Source organism: Streptococcus parasanguinis (assembly GCF_016648925.1).
Classification (GTDB): Bacteria; Bacillota; Bacilli; order Lactobacillales; family Streptococcaceae; genus Streptococcus.
In genome coordinates, this window is sequence record NZ_JACLQX010000004.1 from 14,161 (window position 1) to 29,211 (window position 15,051).

At 46.2% G+C, this 15,051-nt stretch carries 10 protein-coding genes; 2 read left to right on the forward strand and 8 right to left on the reverse strand.

The features are described 5' to 3' along the window. Window positions 1-2: 2 nt before the first annotated feature. The 3 genes from H7T97_RS02185 to miaA are packed head-to-tail and all read right to left on the reverse strand — an operon-like array spanning window position 3 to window position 2,743. The gene (locus tag H7T97_RS02185) at window positions 3-632 is read right to left on the reverse strand and encodes a cystathionine beta-lyase (protein WP_118228008.1); all 630 of its coding nucleotides are present in this window, start codon (window positions 630-632) and stop codon (window positions 3-5) included. After that, window positions 616-1,863 carry a GTPase HflX gene (hflX, locus tag H7T97_RS02190; protein WP_195529135.1) on the reverse strand — a complete coding sequence of 416 codons (1,248 nt, stop codon included), beginning with the start codon at window positions 1,861-1,863 and terminating at the stop codon, window positions 616-618. The genes H7T97_RS02185 and hflX overlap by 17 nt, the downstream gene beginning before the upstream one ends. Then, window positions 1,856-2,743 (reverse strand): tRNA (adenosine(37)-N6)-dimethylallyltransferase MiaA, encoded by an 888-nt coding sequence (gene miaA / locus H7T97_RS02195; protein WP_201089209.1) that lies wholly within the window; start codon window positions 2,741-2,743, stop codon window positions 1,856-1,858. Before miaA ends, hflX begins: the two co-directional genes overlap by 8 nt. Before the next feature lie 83 nt (window positions 2,744-2,826). Between miaA and H7T97_RS02200 the strand changes: the two genes are divergently transcribed. Continuing rightward, on the forward strand, window positions 2,827-2,997 hold the full coding sequence (locus H7T97_RS02200) for a DUF3042 family protein (protein WP_003002781.1): 171 nt from the start codon (window positions 2,827-2,829) through the stop codon (window positions 2,995-2,997). 221 nt (window positions 2,998-3,218) lie between these two features. On the opposite strand, the gene H7T97_RS02205 is transcribed toward H7T97_RS02200, so the two are convergent. From H7T97_RS02205 to rexB, 3 genes are read right to left on the reverse strand one after another with little or no spacing between them, the layout of a single operon-like run. Further along, a complete protein-coding gene (locus H7T97_RS02205) occupies window positions 3,219-3,536 on the reverse strand; it encodes a DUF4298 domain-containing protein (protein ID WP_201089211.1) in 318 nt (105 codons plus the stop codon). 3 nt (window positions 3,537-3,539) lie between these two features. Then, a complete protein-coding gene (addA, locus tag H7T97_RS02210) occupies window positions 3,540-7,205 on the reverse strand; it encodes a helicase-exonuclease AddAB subunit AddA (protein WP_201089284.1) in 3,666 nt (1,221 codons plus the stop codon). Continuing rightward, window positions 7,202-10,468 carry an ATP-dependent nuclease subunit B gene (rexB, locus tag H7T97_RS02215; RefSeq protein ID WP_201089213.1) on the reverse strand — a complete coding sequence of 1,089 codons (3,267 nt, stop codon included), beginning with the start codon at window positions 10,466-10,468 and terminating at the stop codon, window positions 7,202-7,204. Before rexB ends, addA begins: the two co-directional genes overlap by 4 nt. A 159-nt stretch (window positions 10,469-10,627) precedes the next feature. On the opposite strand from rexB, the gene H7T97_RS02220 reads away from it, so the two are divergent. Next, window positions 10,628-11,110: a glutathione peroxidase gene (locus H7T97_RS02220; protein WP_195487639.1), complete on the forward strand. Its 483-nt coding sequence runs from the start codon at window positions 10,628-10,630 to the stop codon at window positions 11,108-11,110. A gap of 298 nt (window positions 11,111-11,408) precedes the next feature. Here the strand turns inward: H7T97_RS02220 and H7T97_RS02225 are convergent, their stop codons facing one another. Beyond that, window positions 11,409-13,277, reverse strand: a complete 1,869-nt coding sequence (locus H7T97_RS02225) for an ABC transporter ATP-binding protein (RefSeq protein WP_195487640.1) — start codon at window positions 13,275-13,277, stop codon at window positions 11,409-11,411. Next, window positions 13,267-15,012 carry an ABC transporter ATP-binding protein gene (locus tag H7T97_RS02230; RefSeq protein ID WP_201089215.1) on the reverse strand — a complete coding sequence of 582 codons (1,746 nt, stop codon included), beginning with the start codon at window positions 15,010-15,012 and terminating at the stop codon, window positions 13,267-13,269. The genes H7T97_RS02225 and H7T97_RS02230 overlap by 11 nt, the downstream gene beginning before the upstream one ends. Window positions 15,013-15,051: the final 39 nt, after the last annotated feature.

Genomic DNA, 15,051 nt, shown 5'->3' on the forward strand with positions numbered 1-15,051 from the left:
GTCTACTTTCTATCTATATAAATCATGGCCGTCCGGTTCTCTGAACGGAAAGAAAGGTTGCCTGGGTAGGCTTGCGCTAGCTCAAGGAGCTCCTCTTGGTTATATCCTGACAGTTTCAAGCGTCCATCTTCCAAGGTCATCAAGTCAGTCAGGGCTGAGAGGGCTTCTGTTTTAGTGACCCCTTCTGGTTCAGCCTCTTGCAAGCAGATCTTACCATCTTTTTCAAAGACCAAACAATGTGGAAAGATCTCTGCGACTTCAAATAATATGGCAGGAGTGATATCTTCTGCTGGATGTTCAGCAAAGACACAGGCTAGCTCTTCATTTACGTAAGCCAAGCCATAAGACTTCCCTGATAAGTTGAGGCGGATAAAGGGCTTTCGTTCATCAAAGCTTTGCTGAACTGTGAATAAGTCAAATGCCCGGCTCAGGTCCAAGAAATAATCCATGGCCTCCTTGGGGCTCTTCTTTTGATAGAGCTCAGCAAAATAGGCGTTGATCACACTTGGGGGAGGCGTAATCACACGGAGACGCAATTCCTCAGGGATCGTGCTTAAAAGATTGGTCAGATAGACCCGATCGAGGCTGGTATAACCTCCATATTTTATTGCTAAATCAACGTAATCCGTCATAAAATTCTTCCAACTTCCACTTATTTTTCTCTGCGATATAACCTTGAATGACCTCGACGTCTTCTTCAATTTCGCGCTGGTCAATGATCGCAACCGTCTCTAGGTCATGGGTCCGATAGGATTTTGAAAAAGGAACGCGAATGGTAAAGGGAACAAAGAGTTCTCTCAATTTTTCTAGAAGCAAAGCCTGGAGATCTTCACAGGCTGTCTCAGAGCGCGCTGAAATCAGGCTAAAAGGTGTCTGGGTTGGGGTAAAGTCTGCCACTTTATCTGCTTTGTTGTAAAGCGTCAAGCGAGGGATCTCCAGCATATCCAGGTCCTTCATGATCGAAAGCACCGTCTTTTCATGCTCTTCATGATTGGGATCAGACGCATCGATGACATGGACCAGGAGGTCTACATTCTTACTTTCTTCCAGGGTCGACTTAAAGCTTGATACCAACTCTGTTGGTAGATCTTGGATAAAGCCAACCGTATCAGTCAGCGTCACTTGCAGATTGCCTGTTAGATGGATACTCTTGGTTGTGGCGTCCAAGGTCGCAAAGAGTTCATCGGCTTCATACTGGCTCTTACTGGTCAGCTGATTCATAATGGTCGACTTTCCTGCATTGGTATAGCCGATCAAACCAATCTTGAAAACAGGTGATTCCAAGCGTTTTTCACGAAGGGTTTCCCGGTTCTTTTCAACAGCCTTGAGCTGGCGCTCGATATCGGTGATTTGATTGCGAACGCTCCGGCGGTTCAACTCCAACTGACTTTCCCCTGGACCACGAGATCCAATTCCCCCGGCCTGACGGCTGAGCATGATCCCTTGACCAACAAGGCGTGGCAAGAGGTATTTAAGCTGGGCCAAGTGCACCTGCAACTTCCCTTCATGGCTTCTAGCTCGCATGGCAAAGATATCTAGAATCAGCTGCATCCGGTCAATAACCTTAACCCCAAGGATTTCTTCTAAATTGACATTTTGCCGGGGCGTCAGGCGGTTATTGACCACCACTGTCGTAATCTCATCTGCTTCGACCATCTGAGCAATTTCTTCTAATTTTCCTGAGCCGACAAAGGTCTTAGTATCGTACTTCTCCCGCTTTTGTGTATAAGAGCCCCGGACATCTCCACCGGCTGTTTTAGCTAGGCTTGCCAACTCCTCCATCGACATATCAAAATTGTCCATGCCTTGAAGTTCCACACCAACCAAAAGGATGCGTTCTTGTTTCTTTTCTGTTTCAATCATGCTCTAAAAACTCCTTTACATCTGCAAGAACCTGCTCCTTGAAGTGAGGTGCAGAAATGGCGTAAAAGGTCACTTCCATTCGATTTCGAAACCAAGTCAACTGCCGTTTGGCAAACCGCCGCGTATTGCGCTTGAGGATCTCACTGGCTTCCTCAAGGCTCTGCTCTCCCTTAAAGTAAGGAAAGAGTTCCTTGTACCCAATGCCTTTAGCTGCCTGAACCTCCGGATGGTCATCATAGAGCCAACGGGCTTCATCCAGCAAGCCTTCCTCTAGCATGCGATCTACTCGGCGATTGATGCGCTCATAGATCAAGGACCGTTCATCATCTAGACAGATGAGATAGGGGTCATAATCGGTCTCTTCGTTTGCAAGGTCCTGCCCAAAATGCGCAATTTCAAGAGCCCGCATGGCCCGACGGCGATTGAGCTGAGGAATCACAAGTCCTTGCTCCGCCACTCTTTGGTACAAGTCTTCGTCCGACAACAAGTCCAATTGAGCGCGATAGGCCAGAATCTCTTCATGAGGAACTTCACCACCTAAATGATAACCTTCGAGCAAACTTTGGATGTAAAGACCCGTCCCACCTGCAATGATAGGAAGCTTTCCTCGAGCTGTGATATCTTCAATGGCAATCTTGGCTTCTCTTACAAAATCAAAAGCCGAGTAAGACTCGGTCACCTCCCGTACATCGATCAAATGATGGGGAGCTGCAGCTTGCTCTTCTGGTGTCGCCTTGGCTGTTCCAATATCTAGCTTGCGATAGACTTGTTGGCTATCGCCACTGATAATCTCACCATTGAGGGCTTGCGCCAAATCGATCGCAAGAGCTGTTTTTCCAACAGCAGTCGGTCCCACAATCACAATTATCTTGGTTTTCATCGTTTTTCCTTGCAAAATTCACGTTTTTTCGTTACCATATATTATAACATAAATATTTAAAGTTCAGAAAAGGAGAAATTCTCATGGCTAAAGGATTTGGTAAAGGTTTTGTTACTGGTGTTGCTGGTACAGTTGCTGCTGTCGCAGGTGCAGTTTACACATTCAAGAAAAAAGTAATCGAACCAGAAGAACAAAAAGCAGCTTTCATCGAAGAAAACCGCAAAAAAGCAGCACGTCGCCGTGTCTCACACTAATCATTCAAAAGAGAGTGAGACAGAAATCGGTAATTCGTTAGAATTCGATTTCGTCGTCCCACCTCCGCACAGTTGAGTAGGGCTGTAAAAGCTGATGAAATCAGCGTAGTAGAGCCCACTCAACCACTGCGTCTTGCTCGACAATCCAAAAATAATTGAGAAGCTAGGACTTTTGTCCCAGCCTCTTTTTGTATCTGTTTCAAAGAAGGTGAAGAGATCATTCACCGTTCTTTGATCATTTTCGTTGCGATCTCCAAGAGTTCGACCCCCATCTGAAAATGCTCGTCTAACAAATCATAGACAGCATCTTCAGACAAGACACCACAAGGAAGATCTGCTGGAAAGTCAGCCTGATTGGACAAGTCCAAATCATCAAAATAGGCCTGACTACTATAATAATCGCGCAGTTGGATATAGCTTTCTTGATGCTCTCTTAGTTGATCCACTGCTTTTTTGGTTTCTTCCAAGGTCTTGGCATAGTCATTCAAATAACCTTCCATCCTTTGGATGCGTTCAATTTTATTCTTTGCAATTGTCATGTGTTACTCCACTTTCACCACTTCTAGATGAGGGCCACCTAAAAGTACCAGATATTTTTCAACGTGCTCTTGGCCATAGGAACGGCGAAGAGCTTCTGCATAGAGATCGAGCTGATCTCGGTAGCGTTCGACCAATTGGCTAGGGAACTTGTAGTGATCCGTCTTGTAATCAAAGAGCAGGATTCGGTCTTCTAGCACGATATACCCATCCAAGATCCCCCGCACGACAAAGTCCTCTCCACTAGCTGGATCTTTCTTCAGCATGGCAAAGGGGGCTTCACGATGAACACGAGGGGCTTCTCTTTGAAGCAAGGCCCCCAAAGGCGTCTCATAGAAAGCGAGAATGGCCTCTAGCTTGATGCGGGCTTTGACTGCTGGCTCTACTTGAACCTGTTCCAAGGCCTGACGCAGTGTATCAAGAGTGATTTCTTCTTCAAGAGGCACGCGCTGCATGAGTTCATGGACAGCACTACCAACTTGTGCTCCTGTCACAGCTTTTTCTTGACCAAAAGTTGGAAGCTCAAACTCAGGCGCAACAAGCTTCGCATCCATGATCTGGACGCCATTGGCATCCATGACCGGCTCGTAGAATTTCTTGATCTGACTAGGAGTACGGACACTTGGCAAATGAATGGCCGGAGCATAGAGCTGATTGAGACGATCAACATTTTCCAAGATATCCAAAGCCCGACGAATATCCTCTGACTGGCGGACATCCTTGAGCTGATCCAGGCGGGAATCCTTCTCCTTCTCTAGTGGCTCCAGCTGATCCGGTGTCAGATCTTCGTCTGTCACAAAACGCGTGTCATAGGCCAAGGTATTCTTGGCAAACACATCTTGAATAGCAAAGAGCCAGTCCTGATAAGAGGTCCATTCTTTTCGTTTTTCCGGATCCAGCTTGCCATTGCGACTAGTCCCCCAATCGGTATCGCGCAGTTTGTCCTCACGGCCTTTTCCGACCAGATAGAGCTTGAGCTCGGCCCGTGTCATAGCAACATATAGAAGACGCATCTGCTCTGAAATCGTGGCTAATTTTGTTTCTTCCACATTGCCTTGGTAGCAAGGTGTTTCGATCTGCAGGCGAATAGTTTCAGGGGCGACTGGATTTTCGGTCTCAACTGGCAGACTCGCAATATATTTAAAGCCAATCCCTTTTTGACGGCTAAGAATGATCGGTCCCGATTGATCCTTGCGGTTAAAGGCCTTGTCCATATTGAGAATAAAGACATACTTGAATTCCAGCCCCTTACTCTTATGGACGGTCATGAGCTGAACGGCATCTTTTGGTGCCGCCAGAGGGACGCTGGCCAAATCGTGTTCATTTTCGATTACCTTATCGATCATGGCAATGAAGCGCGACAAGCCCTTAAAGCTGGCCTTCTCATAATCATTGGCCCGAAGCGTCAAGGCATAGAGGTTGGCCTGGCGCTGTGCGCCATTTGGAAGGGCGCCGACATAGTCATAGTAATAGCGATCCTCATAGATTTTCCACAGCAAATCATAGAGCGAATGAGTTTTGGCCATAGCCCGCCAAGCAGATAAAACCTGGAGGAAGTTCTCGATTTTAGCGAGGAGCTTGGCATCAATCAGATTGGCATGCTCTGCAGTCTGTTCAAGAGCTAACTGGACCTTGTGGTAGAAGGCCACTTGCTTTTGCTCTGGAAGCGACTGCAAGGAAATTCGTGCCAGCTCATCTTCATCAAAGTCAAACATGGGGGATTTCATAAGGGCTACTAAGGGATAATCATGCAAAGGATTGTTAATGGTCCGCAAGGTATCCAGCATGACCATCACTTCCAGCGACTCTAGATAATGCACCTGTCCGCCATCTGCTACAATCGGAATCTGGTACTGGTCAAAAGCTTCCAGAATGGCGTCATTTCGCGTTCGAGTCGCAGTCAAGAGCGTGATCTCTTTAAAAGGTACTTTTTCTACCCGATGGAGGCGTAAAATTTCTTTGATCACTAGAAGAATTTCTCCCTTAGAAACCGTCTCAAGTCCAGAAGCAGCTTCCTCATCTTCGGCCTTTTCTTCCTGGTCTTGGCTACCATCATAGAGCAAAAATTCAGCCCGATGTTGTGGCAAGGCTATCCGCTGCTTATCGCTTCCTGCAACTAGATAGTGGGTTTGATTGTAGTCAATCTCTCCCACCTCTTCGTCCATCAAATGGCGAAAGACATCATTGGTCGCATCCAACACTTCCACATGACTCCGGAAATTTTCCTTGAGGAGGATCAACCGCCCTTTTGCTCCTTCTTCTTGATAAGCCTTAAACTTATCATTGAAAATCTGTGGATCTGCCTGACGGAAGCGGTAAATGGATTGCTTGATATCCCCCACCATGAAGCGATTGTGACCATTTGATAGCAAGTCCAACATCCGCTCTTGGGTGTGGTTGGTATCTTGGTACTCATCGACCATGACCTCATGGTATCGCTCTTGAAAGGCTTGTCTCACCTCTGGGAATTGCTCTAAAATTTGAATGGCAAAATGACTGATATCCCCAAATTCATAAGCTTTTTCTTGGATTTTTCGCTCCAGATAAGCGCGAGCAAAGTCTCTGATAAAGTCCCGTAGCAAGTAGAGCATGGGGCCTTCTTCTTGGTGGTAGGCTTGTTGAAATTCCAGCTGATAGAGCTGATTTTCCAAGTCTCTGAGGCGGTTGATATGTATGGTTTTATCCTGGTTATAAGCCGTGACTAACTCTTTCAACTCTTCTTTTCGGGCTCTGTTGGTCAAGGCTCCCCCATTTGAAGCCCGACTAATCGCCACGACCGCCTTTAGGACAGAGGTCAATTGCTCTTTATTGGTGCGACCTGTCAGGCTTCCAATCTGATCGAGCACCTCTTCTACAGCTTCCAAATATTTAGCCTTACCAAATGCTTGGCCTTCATTGGACAAATGAAAGGCAAAAAAGCTTTCTGCCTCATAAAGGGCCTGCTGGATGCTCTCCATTAGATCGCCTTCAACCTGTTCAAAATCGGTCTCCTCATAGCCTTTTAGAAAATGCTCTTCCAGCCATTTCTCCGGATCACTGGTCGACTGAAGAAAGTCATAGATCTGGTAGACCTGTTCTTTAAACAAGGTCAAATTTTTGCGCTGGCCGGTGAAATTCTTGACCATCTGCACAAAGGCTTCTTGGTTTTCTCCCTGGTAATAGCGATCAAAAACAGCTTGAAAAACTTCATTTTGTAAGAGGCGTTGCTCACTGGCGTTTTGTAAAATGCGAAACTGAGGCGCCAACCCAAGCAAATAGCCATAGCGCGTTAGGACCTTTTGGGTAAAGGAGTCCATGGTTCCAATATCGCTGGTGGCGACATCTGCGATTTGACGGGCCAAGTGTTGCTTGAGCTCTGAGTCATCACTTGCTTGCAAGGCTTTTCCAAGTTCACTTTCCAAACGCTCCTTGAGCTCTCCTGCTGCCTTGACCGTAAAGGTCGAGATAAAGAGCTCCTTAATCGAAATGCCTCGCTGGATCTGATCCAGTATCCGCTGCACCATGACAAAGGTCTTTCCTGATCCAGCAGAGGCTGACACCAGGATATTGGTCCCCGAACTATAGATGGCGTCGATCTGTTCTGGCGTCCGCTTTTGCTCTTTGGTAGAAGCTGCCTCTTGGGCCTGAAGGGCCTTGATTTCTTCTCTTGTCAAAAATGCTTGTTTGATCATTTGTTCAAGACCTCCTTCATCTTCTCGATCCAAGCGGCTTTCACCTTTTCACCGCGTATTCCTTTTTGGTCTAGTTTGGTCAAGAACCGTGCCTGACCTAGGTGACGATCGGCTTCAAATCCCGTGATGGATTTAAACTGCTCCACAAATGGTGCGATATTGCGCCCATTTTCACTATAGGGATTGATGGCAAATTGCCCCTTGAGGATCCCTTCTGCTGCTGTTTTATAGAGATAAGCGTTGTACAAGAGAAGCAAGTCCAGTTCTTCCTTACTCAGCATCATAGCCTTATTCTTATCATAGGCTTCGCCCAGATAAGGGGCCTGATCTGCCATAAAGAGCCCCTTGTACTGTTGACTTTTCATAGTTTGGTTGATGGCGTCCTCTACTGTCTTGGTCTTTTTCAGATCCACTAGGGGATCTCCCATTTCTAAATACATGGCTCCGAAAATCCCTTGTTCCTCTTGGTATTCCTTCAGATCCTGAATGGCAGAGAGATAGGTTGGCAATTGAGAATTCAGACCATTAAAGAACTTGTCATAGTGGAATTGCGTCAAGCTCGACTTGTAATCCACAACGCCAAGAGCTCCTTGTTCTCGTAATTGGTCAATTCGGTCCACCTTTCCTCGTAGCTGTAAGAGCCTGCCATCAGATAAAGGATAAGAGGTGTGAGCGCTCCCTCCAAAGAGGGTCTCCTCACCAATGGTCTCGATGCCATTTTGCTGGGCGAGGACACGCCCCGTTGTTTTAGCGGTATTAAGAAGCAAGTTTCGAATAAACTCGGTCTCTCCATTTTCTCCATACAATTGCTGGAACTCTGCTTCTTGGCTGGTTTCTCGAATCGCCTCGCTTAAGCGCTGATCAAAAGCTTGATCGGAGCTGTCTTTTAAGACTTTTTCAAAGATTCGGTGCAAGAAATTCCCATGACTGCGAGCGTCTGGCCGGATCGTCTCATCTTCTTGTAAGCCCAAGACATAGCGCAGATAAAAGGCATACTGGTGCTTGTAGTATTCATTCAAGGCAGAAGCAGATAAAGTCAAGGCTTTGCCCTTTGGATAGAGCGCTTGAAGCGTATCCGACTGGAGCTGGCGACTCTTCAATTCCGTTGAAATTTGAGGAATCTGGATGCCTTCAGCGGCCAATTTCTTTCGCAAGACCCGCACGGCCACACCCCAAAAGCTGGCTTCTTCAGGAGACAACTCACTCGTAATTTCTTCTTGATGGAGTTCGATCACGCGCGCTAAGAGGGCTCGGTAGGTCCCGATATCATCACTCGAAGCTTGGGCTTGTTTGGTCTTCCACTCGATGGCAATAGGCTCCTTGGCCAATTCTAGAAGATAAGGAGAGACACTATCTTCCGTTTCATTCACCAAGCTAGGGGCCGATAGGACCAACTGCTTGGTCGCTGCATTGAGTAGCGAAACCGCCACAAAGCGATTCTTCTTGAGATTTTCACTAGTCACCACCTGGAGCTCTGCTCCTTCTTGGGTAGCCTCATTCAACTGCTGGCGCTCTTCTTCACTGAGTAGAGAGGTGTTCTGAGCAATCTTTGGAAAACGCTCCTGGGTCAGCCCGATCGCGTAGACATAAGGCGCTGTCAAGGGTTCAATCAAGTCATAGGACTGAACCGTCACCACATCGACCGTAGCAGGAACTGTCCGGTATTGAGACAATTGCATCCCCGATAAAAGGAGAGCTAGAAAGTCATCCACTGTCAACTCTTGGTTCTCAAAGACCACGTTCAACTCTTCTAAGACGTGGAGGAAGGCCTTCCAGACCTGCTCATAGCGCTCCTGCTCCTCCAAGGCTAGATCCTTGATCAAAGCTTGTAGATTCTGAGAAAGCTGGGCCTCTTGCAGAAACTCTGTAAAGGCGGTTAAGAGTTGGGTCACCTTTTGTTTGCGCTGTGAAAAGAAGGGAGCTAGAGATTCTACGACGCGTTCCCGGAGAGTATTGAGCTCTTCCAAATTAAACTTGCCCTGACGATTGCTAGTAAAAGGCTTGTGAAATTTTGCAACACCCTTTACTTCCGCAAAGCGAAGATACTGTTCAAAAGCATCGACTTCTGCTTGCGCCAGATTACTATACAGACCCGTTTTCAACAGATTGATGACGTCTTCTGTCTGGTAATTGAACTGCTTGATCCGCCCTAGCGATTCAATGACCTGAATCAAGGGATGGTGGACCATGGCCTCACTTCGTCCTAAGTAAAAGGGGATCTGATACTGATCAAAAATGGTCTTGAGTTGCAGTTGATAAGCTTCTACATCGCCTAGCAAGACCCGAATATCGCGATAGCGCGCCCCATCATGAAGGCGCTGACGGATGGATTTAGCGACAAATTCCAACTCTTCTTTTTGTGTATTGGTTTGCCAGAGTTGAACAGCGGTTCGATCTTGGTTCTCCAGCTCATCTTCCACTTGTGAAAAATCGTAGCGCGCTTCTAACATGCGGGTCATGCGACTAAAGGAATCTTCGATGGCTTGCCCACAATACTGAGGCTGAACTTGAAAAGTCTTAGCCAGCTGGAGCAGAAAGTCAACACTAGCCTGATAGAGATTGCCCTCTCTGAAGCTTGCTCGATAGGCTTTTTCACTGGCATAGACCCCGATAACAATCTCCACTCCTTTTCGGTGAAGGAGACCAATCAAGGCCTCTTCTTCCGCAGAAAAACGCGTGAAGCCATCGACGACGATCGCCACATCCTTCAATTGCTCTTCCAAGTACCCCTCTTCAACCTGGTTGAGGAAAACGGCAATCTTGGACTGGGATTCATACTGGTGCTGGACCAGCATCTCAGAGACAGCTTCAAAAATCGCCAAGAGGTCCCCTCTTTTTTCAGCTTCCCCGAGCAACTCTAAATCTGTAAAATCCATCTGGGCTGTCTGTAATTCATGGTAGAGCTGAACCAGTTGCTGGATAAACTGAGGATCCTTGCGCAGGGCTCCGTAAACTTTAAGATCCTGCTCCTTCATGTGGGAAAGGGCTTTAAAAAATAACATGCCCAGTCCGATGTCATCTAAGGCTTGCTCCTCAAAAACTTGATTCAGGATGAAATAACGGGCCATTTGAGCAAAGCGCGTAACGGTTATGGCAAAAGAAGCCTGAGCTTCTAAATAGGACAGGACCTTGGCTTCTTTTTCAAAGGAAAGAGAGTTGGGTGCAATGTAAAATACACGCTTGCCATCTTCTACTAACCTTACGGCTTCTTGTGTCAGGACCTGGGTCAAGGGGGTCCGAACATCCGTATAGAGTAATTTCATCCGATCCGTTCTCCTTTGGGCACTTTCTTGAGAGCTTATTATCTTCTTATTATATCATTTTCACAGGAGGGACTAAAGCAAGAAGTCATGCTCCTCTTGCCCCAATTTTAGGACATTTGTGCTACAATAAAAGCTAAAGAAACAGAAAGGATGATCCCGATGACCAGCATTTATGATTTTTCTTTAGAAAACCAGCAAGGGGAAGAAATTTCTCTTTCCCACTACCAAGGTAAGGTCCTCATCGTGGTCAATACAGCAACAGGCTGTGGCCTAACCCCGCAATACCAAGGATTGCAAGATCTCTACCAGCGCTACCAAGATAAGGGGCTTGAAATCCTAGACATCCCTTGTAACCAATTCATGGGGCAAGCTCCAGGAACTGCAGAAGAAATCAATAGCTTCTGTAGCCTCAACTACCAGACCACCTTTCCACGATTCGCCAAAGCCAAGGTCAATGGTAAAGAAGCCCTTCCTCTTTATGACTGGCTCAAAAGCCAAGCAACTGGACCACTGGGCAAACGCATCGAATGGAACTTTGCAAAATTTGTCATCGACCGACAAGGCCAAGTCGCCCAACGCTTCTCCTCCAAAACAGAACCAGCTGCTATGGGAGACGTAATCCAAGAATTACTTGAGAAATAAGCAAAAGCCTGAGCGTGAACTCAAGCTTTCTGATGAATGAATATTTATTTTCGAGACTTTCCGCTGTGAGAAAAGTGCCTGAAACAATAACGTTTCAGGCACTCAGGAATTTTGAGAGTAAAACAGTTTGGGAAACTGTTTTAGCCTGAGCCCAGAAATTAAAGAGCGAAGGGGCTCAATAATTAGTCATTGAACTTCTTCGAAGTTCGCTGACGTCCGTACTCACCTAAGGAAAGTTTCTAAGAAGTCATTATCCAAAAGCCAAAAAAGCCTGAGCTAACGCTCAAGCTTTTTTTCTTTAATCAATTTCAAGTCCACCGGTGTACAAGCGGTAATAGGTGCCACGTTCTGCCATCAAGGAAGCATGGTTGCCTCGTTCGATGATGCGCCCGTGGTCCATCACCATGATGACATCGGAATTGACAATTGTCGATAGACGGTGAGCGATAACAAAGACAGTCCGACCTTCCATCAAGCGGTCCATCCCTTCTTGCACCATCTTCTCTGTCCGTGAGTCAATCGAAGACGTCGCTTCGTCCAGGATCAAGACAGGCGCATTGGCAAGGGCTGCACGGGCAATGGCGATCAATTGTCGTTGACCATTTGAAAGGCCAGCCCCATCATCTGTCAAGACTGTCTCATAGCCCTGATCCAAGTGCTTAACAAAGGAATCCACATTAGCAATCCGAGCTGCTTCAAGGATCTCTTCCCGTGTTGCATCAGCACGGCCATAAGCGATGTTTTCCGCAATCGTACCAGTGAATAAGTGGGTATCTTGAAGAACGATTCCGAGGGAACGACGCAGAGAATCTTTCTCAATCAATTTAATATCAATTCCATCATAAGTAATCATTCCTGACTGGATGTCATAGAAGCGGTTGATCAAGTTGGTGATAGTTGTCTTTCCTGCACCAGTCGCTCCGACAAAGGCCACTTTTTGCCCCTTATCCGCGTACAAGTTGATGCCATGAAGGATTTGTTTCTTCCCATCATAAGAGAAATCAACATCATCAAAGACCACATTTCCGACCATCTTGACAAGCTGATAATCCCCATTTGGACGAGGGTGTTTCCAAGCCCATTTGTTGGTTTTCTGATCAGTTTCAACCATTTCTCCATCGACCAGTTCATAATTGACCAGCGTCACTTTTCCTTGGTCGACTTCTTCTTCTTCGTCTAAAAGATCAAAGACACGATCTCCACCAGCCAAGGCCATGAGGACAAAGTTCAATTGTTGAGAGACCTGGGCAATCGGACCTGTGAAGGAACGGTTCAATTGCAGAAAGGCCATGAGACCACCAATGGTTAAACCACCGACGCCGTTTAGCGCAAAGAGCCCACCGATCAAGGCTGTCAGAACAAAGGAAACATTTCCCAAGTTCCCAAGAATCGGCATGAGGACATTGGCATAGCGGTTGGCCTGGTAGGAAGATTCAAAGAGTTGATCATTGATGCGATCAAAATCCTCAATGCTTTCTCTTTCATGTACAAAGGCCTTGACCACTTTTTGACCAGACATCATTTCTTCAATAAAGCCGTTCTCAATCCCCAAGTTCTTTTGTTGGGCCCCGAAGTAACGACCTGACTTGCCAGAGACATCCTTGATGATAAAGACCATGACGATGACCATGAAAAGAACAATTAAGAACAAGAGTGGACTAACCGTCAGCATGGTAAACGTTACCCCAAGGATGGTAATCGCTGAGGATAAGAGTTGAGGAATGGATTGTTCAATCGCTTGGCGAAGAGCATCAATATCATTGGTATAGATAGACATGATGTCCCCGTGTTGGTGGGTATCAAAGTAACGAACGGGCAGTTTTTGCATGCGGGCAAACAACTGATTTCGAAGACTTCTAAGTGAGTCTTGTGAAACGGTCGCCATAATCAAGGTAAAGCCATAGTTAGCAAGGACCCCGATCAAACAAATCAAACCAACCCGTGTCAAGAAGGACAAGAGCGGTCCGAAATCATGGCTGTTTGACGTTAGCATAGGCTCTACATAGACATCGACCAGGGACTGAATCGAAGCTGTTACATTGACCGTCGCAAGAGATGATAGAATGATTAAGATAAAGGAAACAATCAAGGATACCTTGTAGTTTTTCCAAAGGAAGTCGAGCAGGCGAAGGATAGAGCCTAGATTTGCTTTTTTCTTAGTTTTCATCTGCTTCTCCTTTCCCTTGTGTTTGCATTTCATATACTTCTTGGTAGATGGCATTGGTCGCAAGCAATTCCTCGTGATGACCGATCGCATCGATTTGACCATCATTCATCACGATGATGCGATCTGCATCTTGAATAGAGGAAATCCGTTGACCAATGATGATTTTGGTGGTCTCTTTCAAGCTGGTTGCCAATCCTTGACGGATCAAACTATCCGTCTTGGTATCGACCGCTGAAGTCGAATCATCCAAGATCAAGATCTTCGGATTCATAAGAAGGGCACGCGCGATACAAAGACGCTGGCGTTGACCACCAGAGACATTGGATCCCCCACGCTCAATCATGGTGTCATAACCCTCTTTGAAATCTTGAATAAATTCATCGGCTTGGGCAATCTTACAAGCTGCGATGATCTCTTCATCTGTCGCATCCTTATTTCCCCAGCGCATATTTTCTTTAATCGTACCAGAGAAAAGGACATTGGTCTGAAGAACCATGGCCACTTGCTTACGAAGGGAATCAAGATCGTATTCTTTGACATCGTGGCCTGCTACTGTCACCCGACCAGACTCGACATCATAGAGACGAGGAATCAACTGCACCAAGCTTGATTTTCCTGATCCTGTTCCTCCCAAGATACCAATCACTTCCCCTGAACGAATAGAAAGATTAATCCCTTGTAAGACATGGGTCTTGTCGCCATTTTCATCGGTATAAGCAAAGGTCACATCCTCAAAGTTGATGGAGCCATCAGCAACTTCTTTGATCCCATTTTCTGGAGAGTCAATCGTCGTTTTGGTCGTCAAGACTTCATTGATCCGCTCGACAGAGGCCATGGAAATCGACAACATGACAAAGATCATCATAAACATCATGAGCGACATGAGAATGGTCATGGTGTAGCTAAACATAGAAGTCAGATTCCCAGTGGAGAGTTGGCCACCAACGATCAGATGAGCCCCAATCCAAGAGATCAAAAGGAAAGAAGCATACATGGAAAGCATCATAGCTGGGCTACTCAAGACAACGACACGGATAGCCTTCATAAACATGTTATAAATCCGGCGTGAAGCTTTTTTGAATTTAACGGTTTCATCTGCTTCCTTAACGTAGGACTTCACCACTCGCATATTGGTGATGTTTTCTTGAATGCTGTTGTTGAGATTGTCATAAGCTTCAAATACTTCTGTGAAGAGCGGATACACAATCTTCATGATGATGCTTAAGACAGCTGCCAAAAAGATGGTCACATAGACAAAGATCATGGCCATTTCCGGATTGATCAAGAAACAAGCCACAATGGCAAAGATCAAATTGAGCGGTGCCCGTACACAGATCCGGATCACCATTTGATAGGCATTTTGCACATTGGTCACGTCCGTCATCATCCGAGTGACTAACCCACCTGATGAGAACTGATCAATATTCTCAAATGAGAAGGTTTGAACCTTTTTGAAAATGGCCCGACGAAGGTTTTTAGCAAAACCAGCCGATGCATAGGCGCCATAACGGGCAGACTGCATCCCACAAAAGAGGGAGCAAAAGGCACAGACCAGCATGAGCCCACCGTAAAACAAAATATTGTTCATGTTTCTTTGTTGAACACCCTGGTCCAAAAGACTCGCCATGACAAAGGGAATCGAAATCTCAAACATGACTTCAAAGACCATGAACAAGGAAGCCAAAATCGAGGGCTTCTTAAATTCTTTGATCTCGGAAATTAAGGATCGAATCATTATTACCTCCAATGTTATTCATACTTTTTCCTGCGGTAG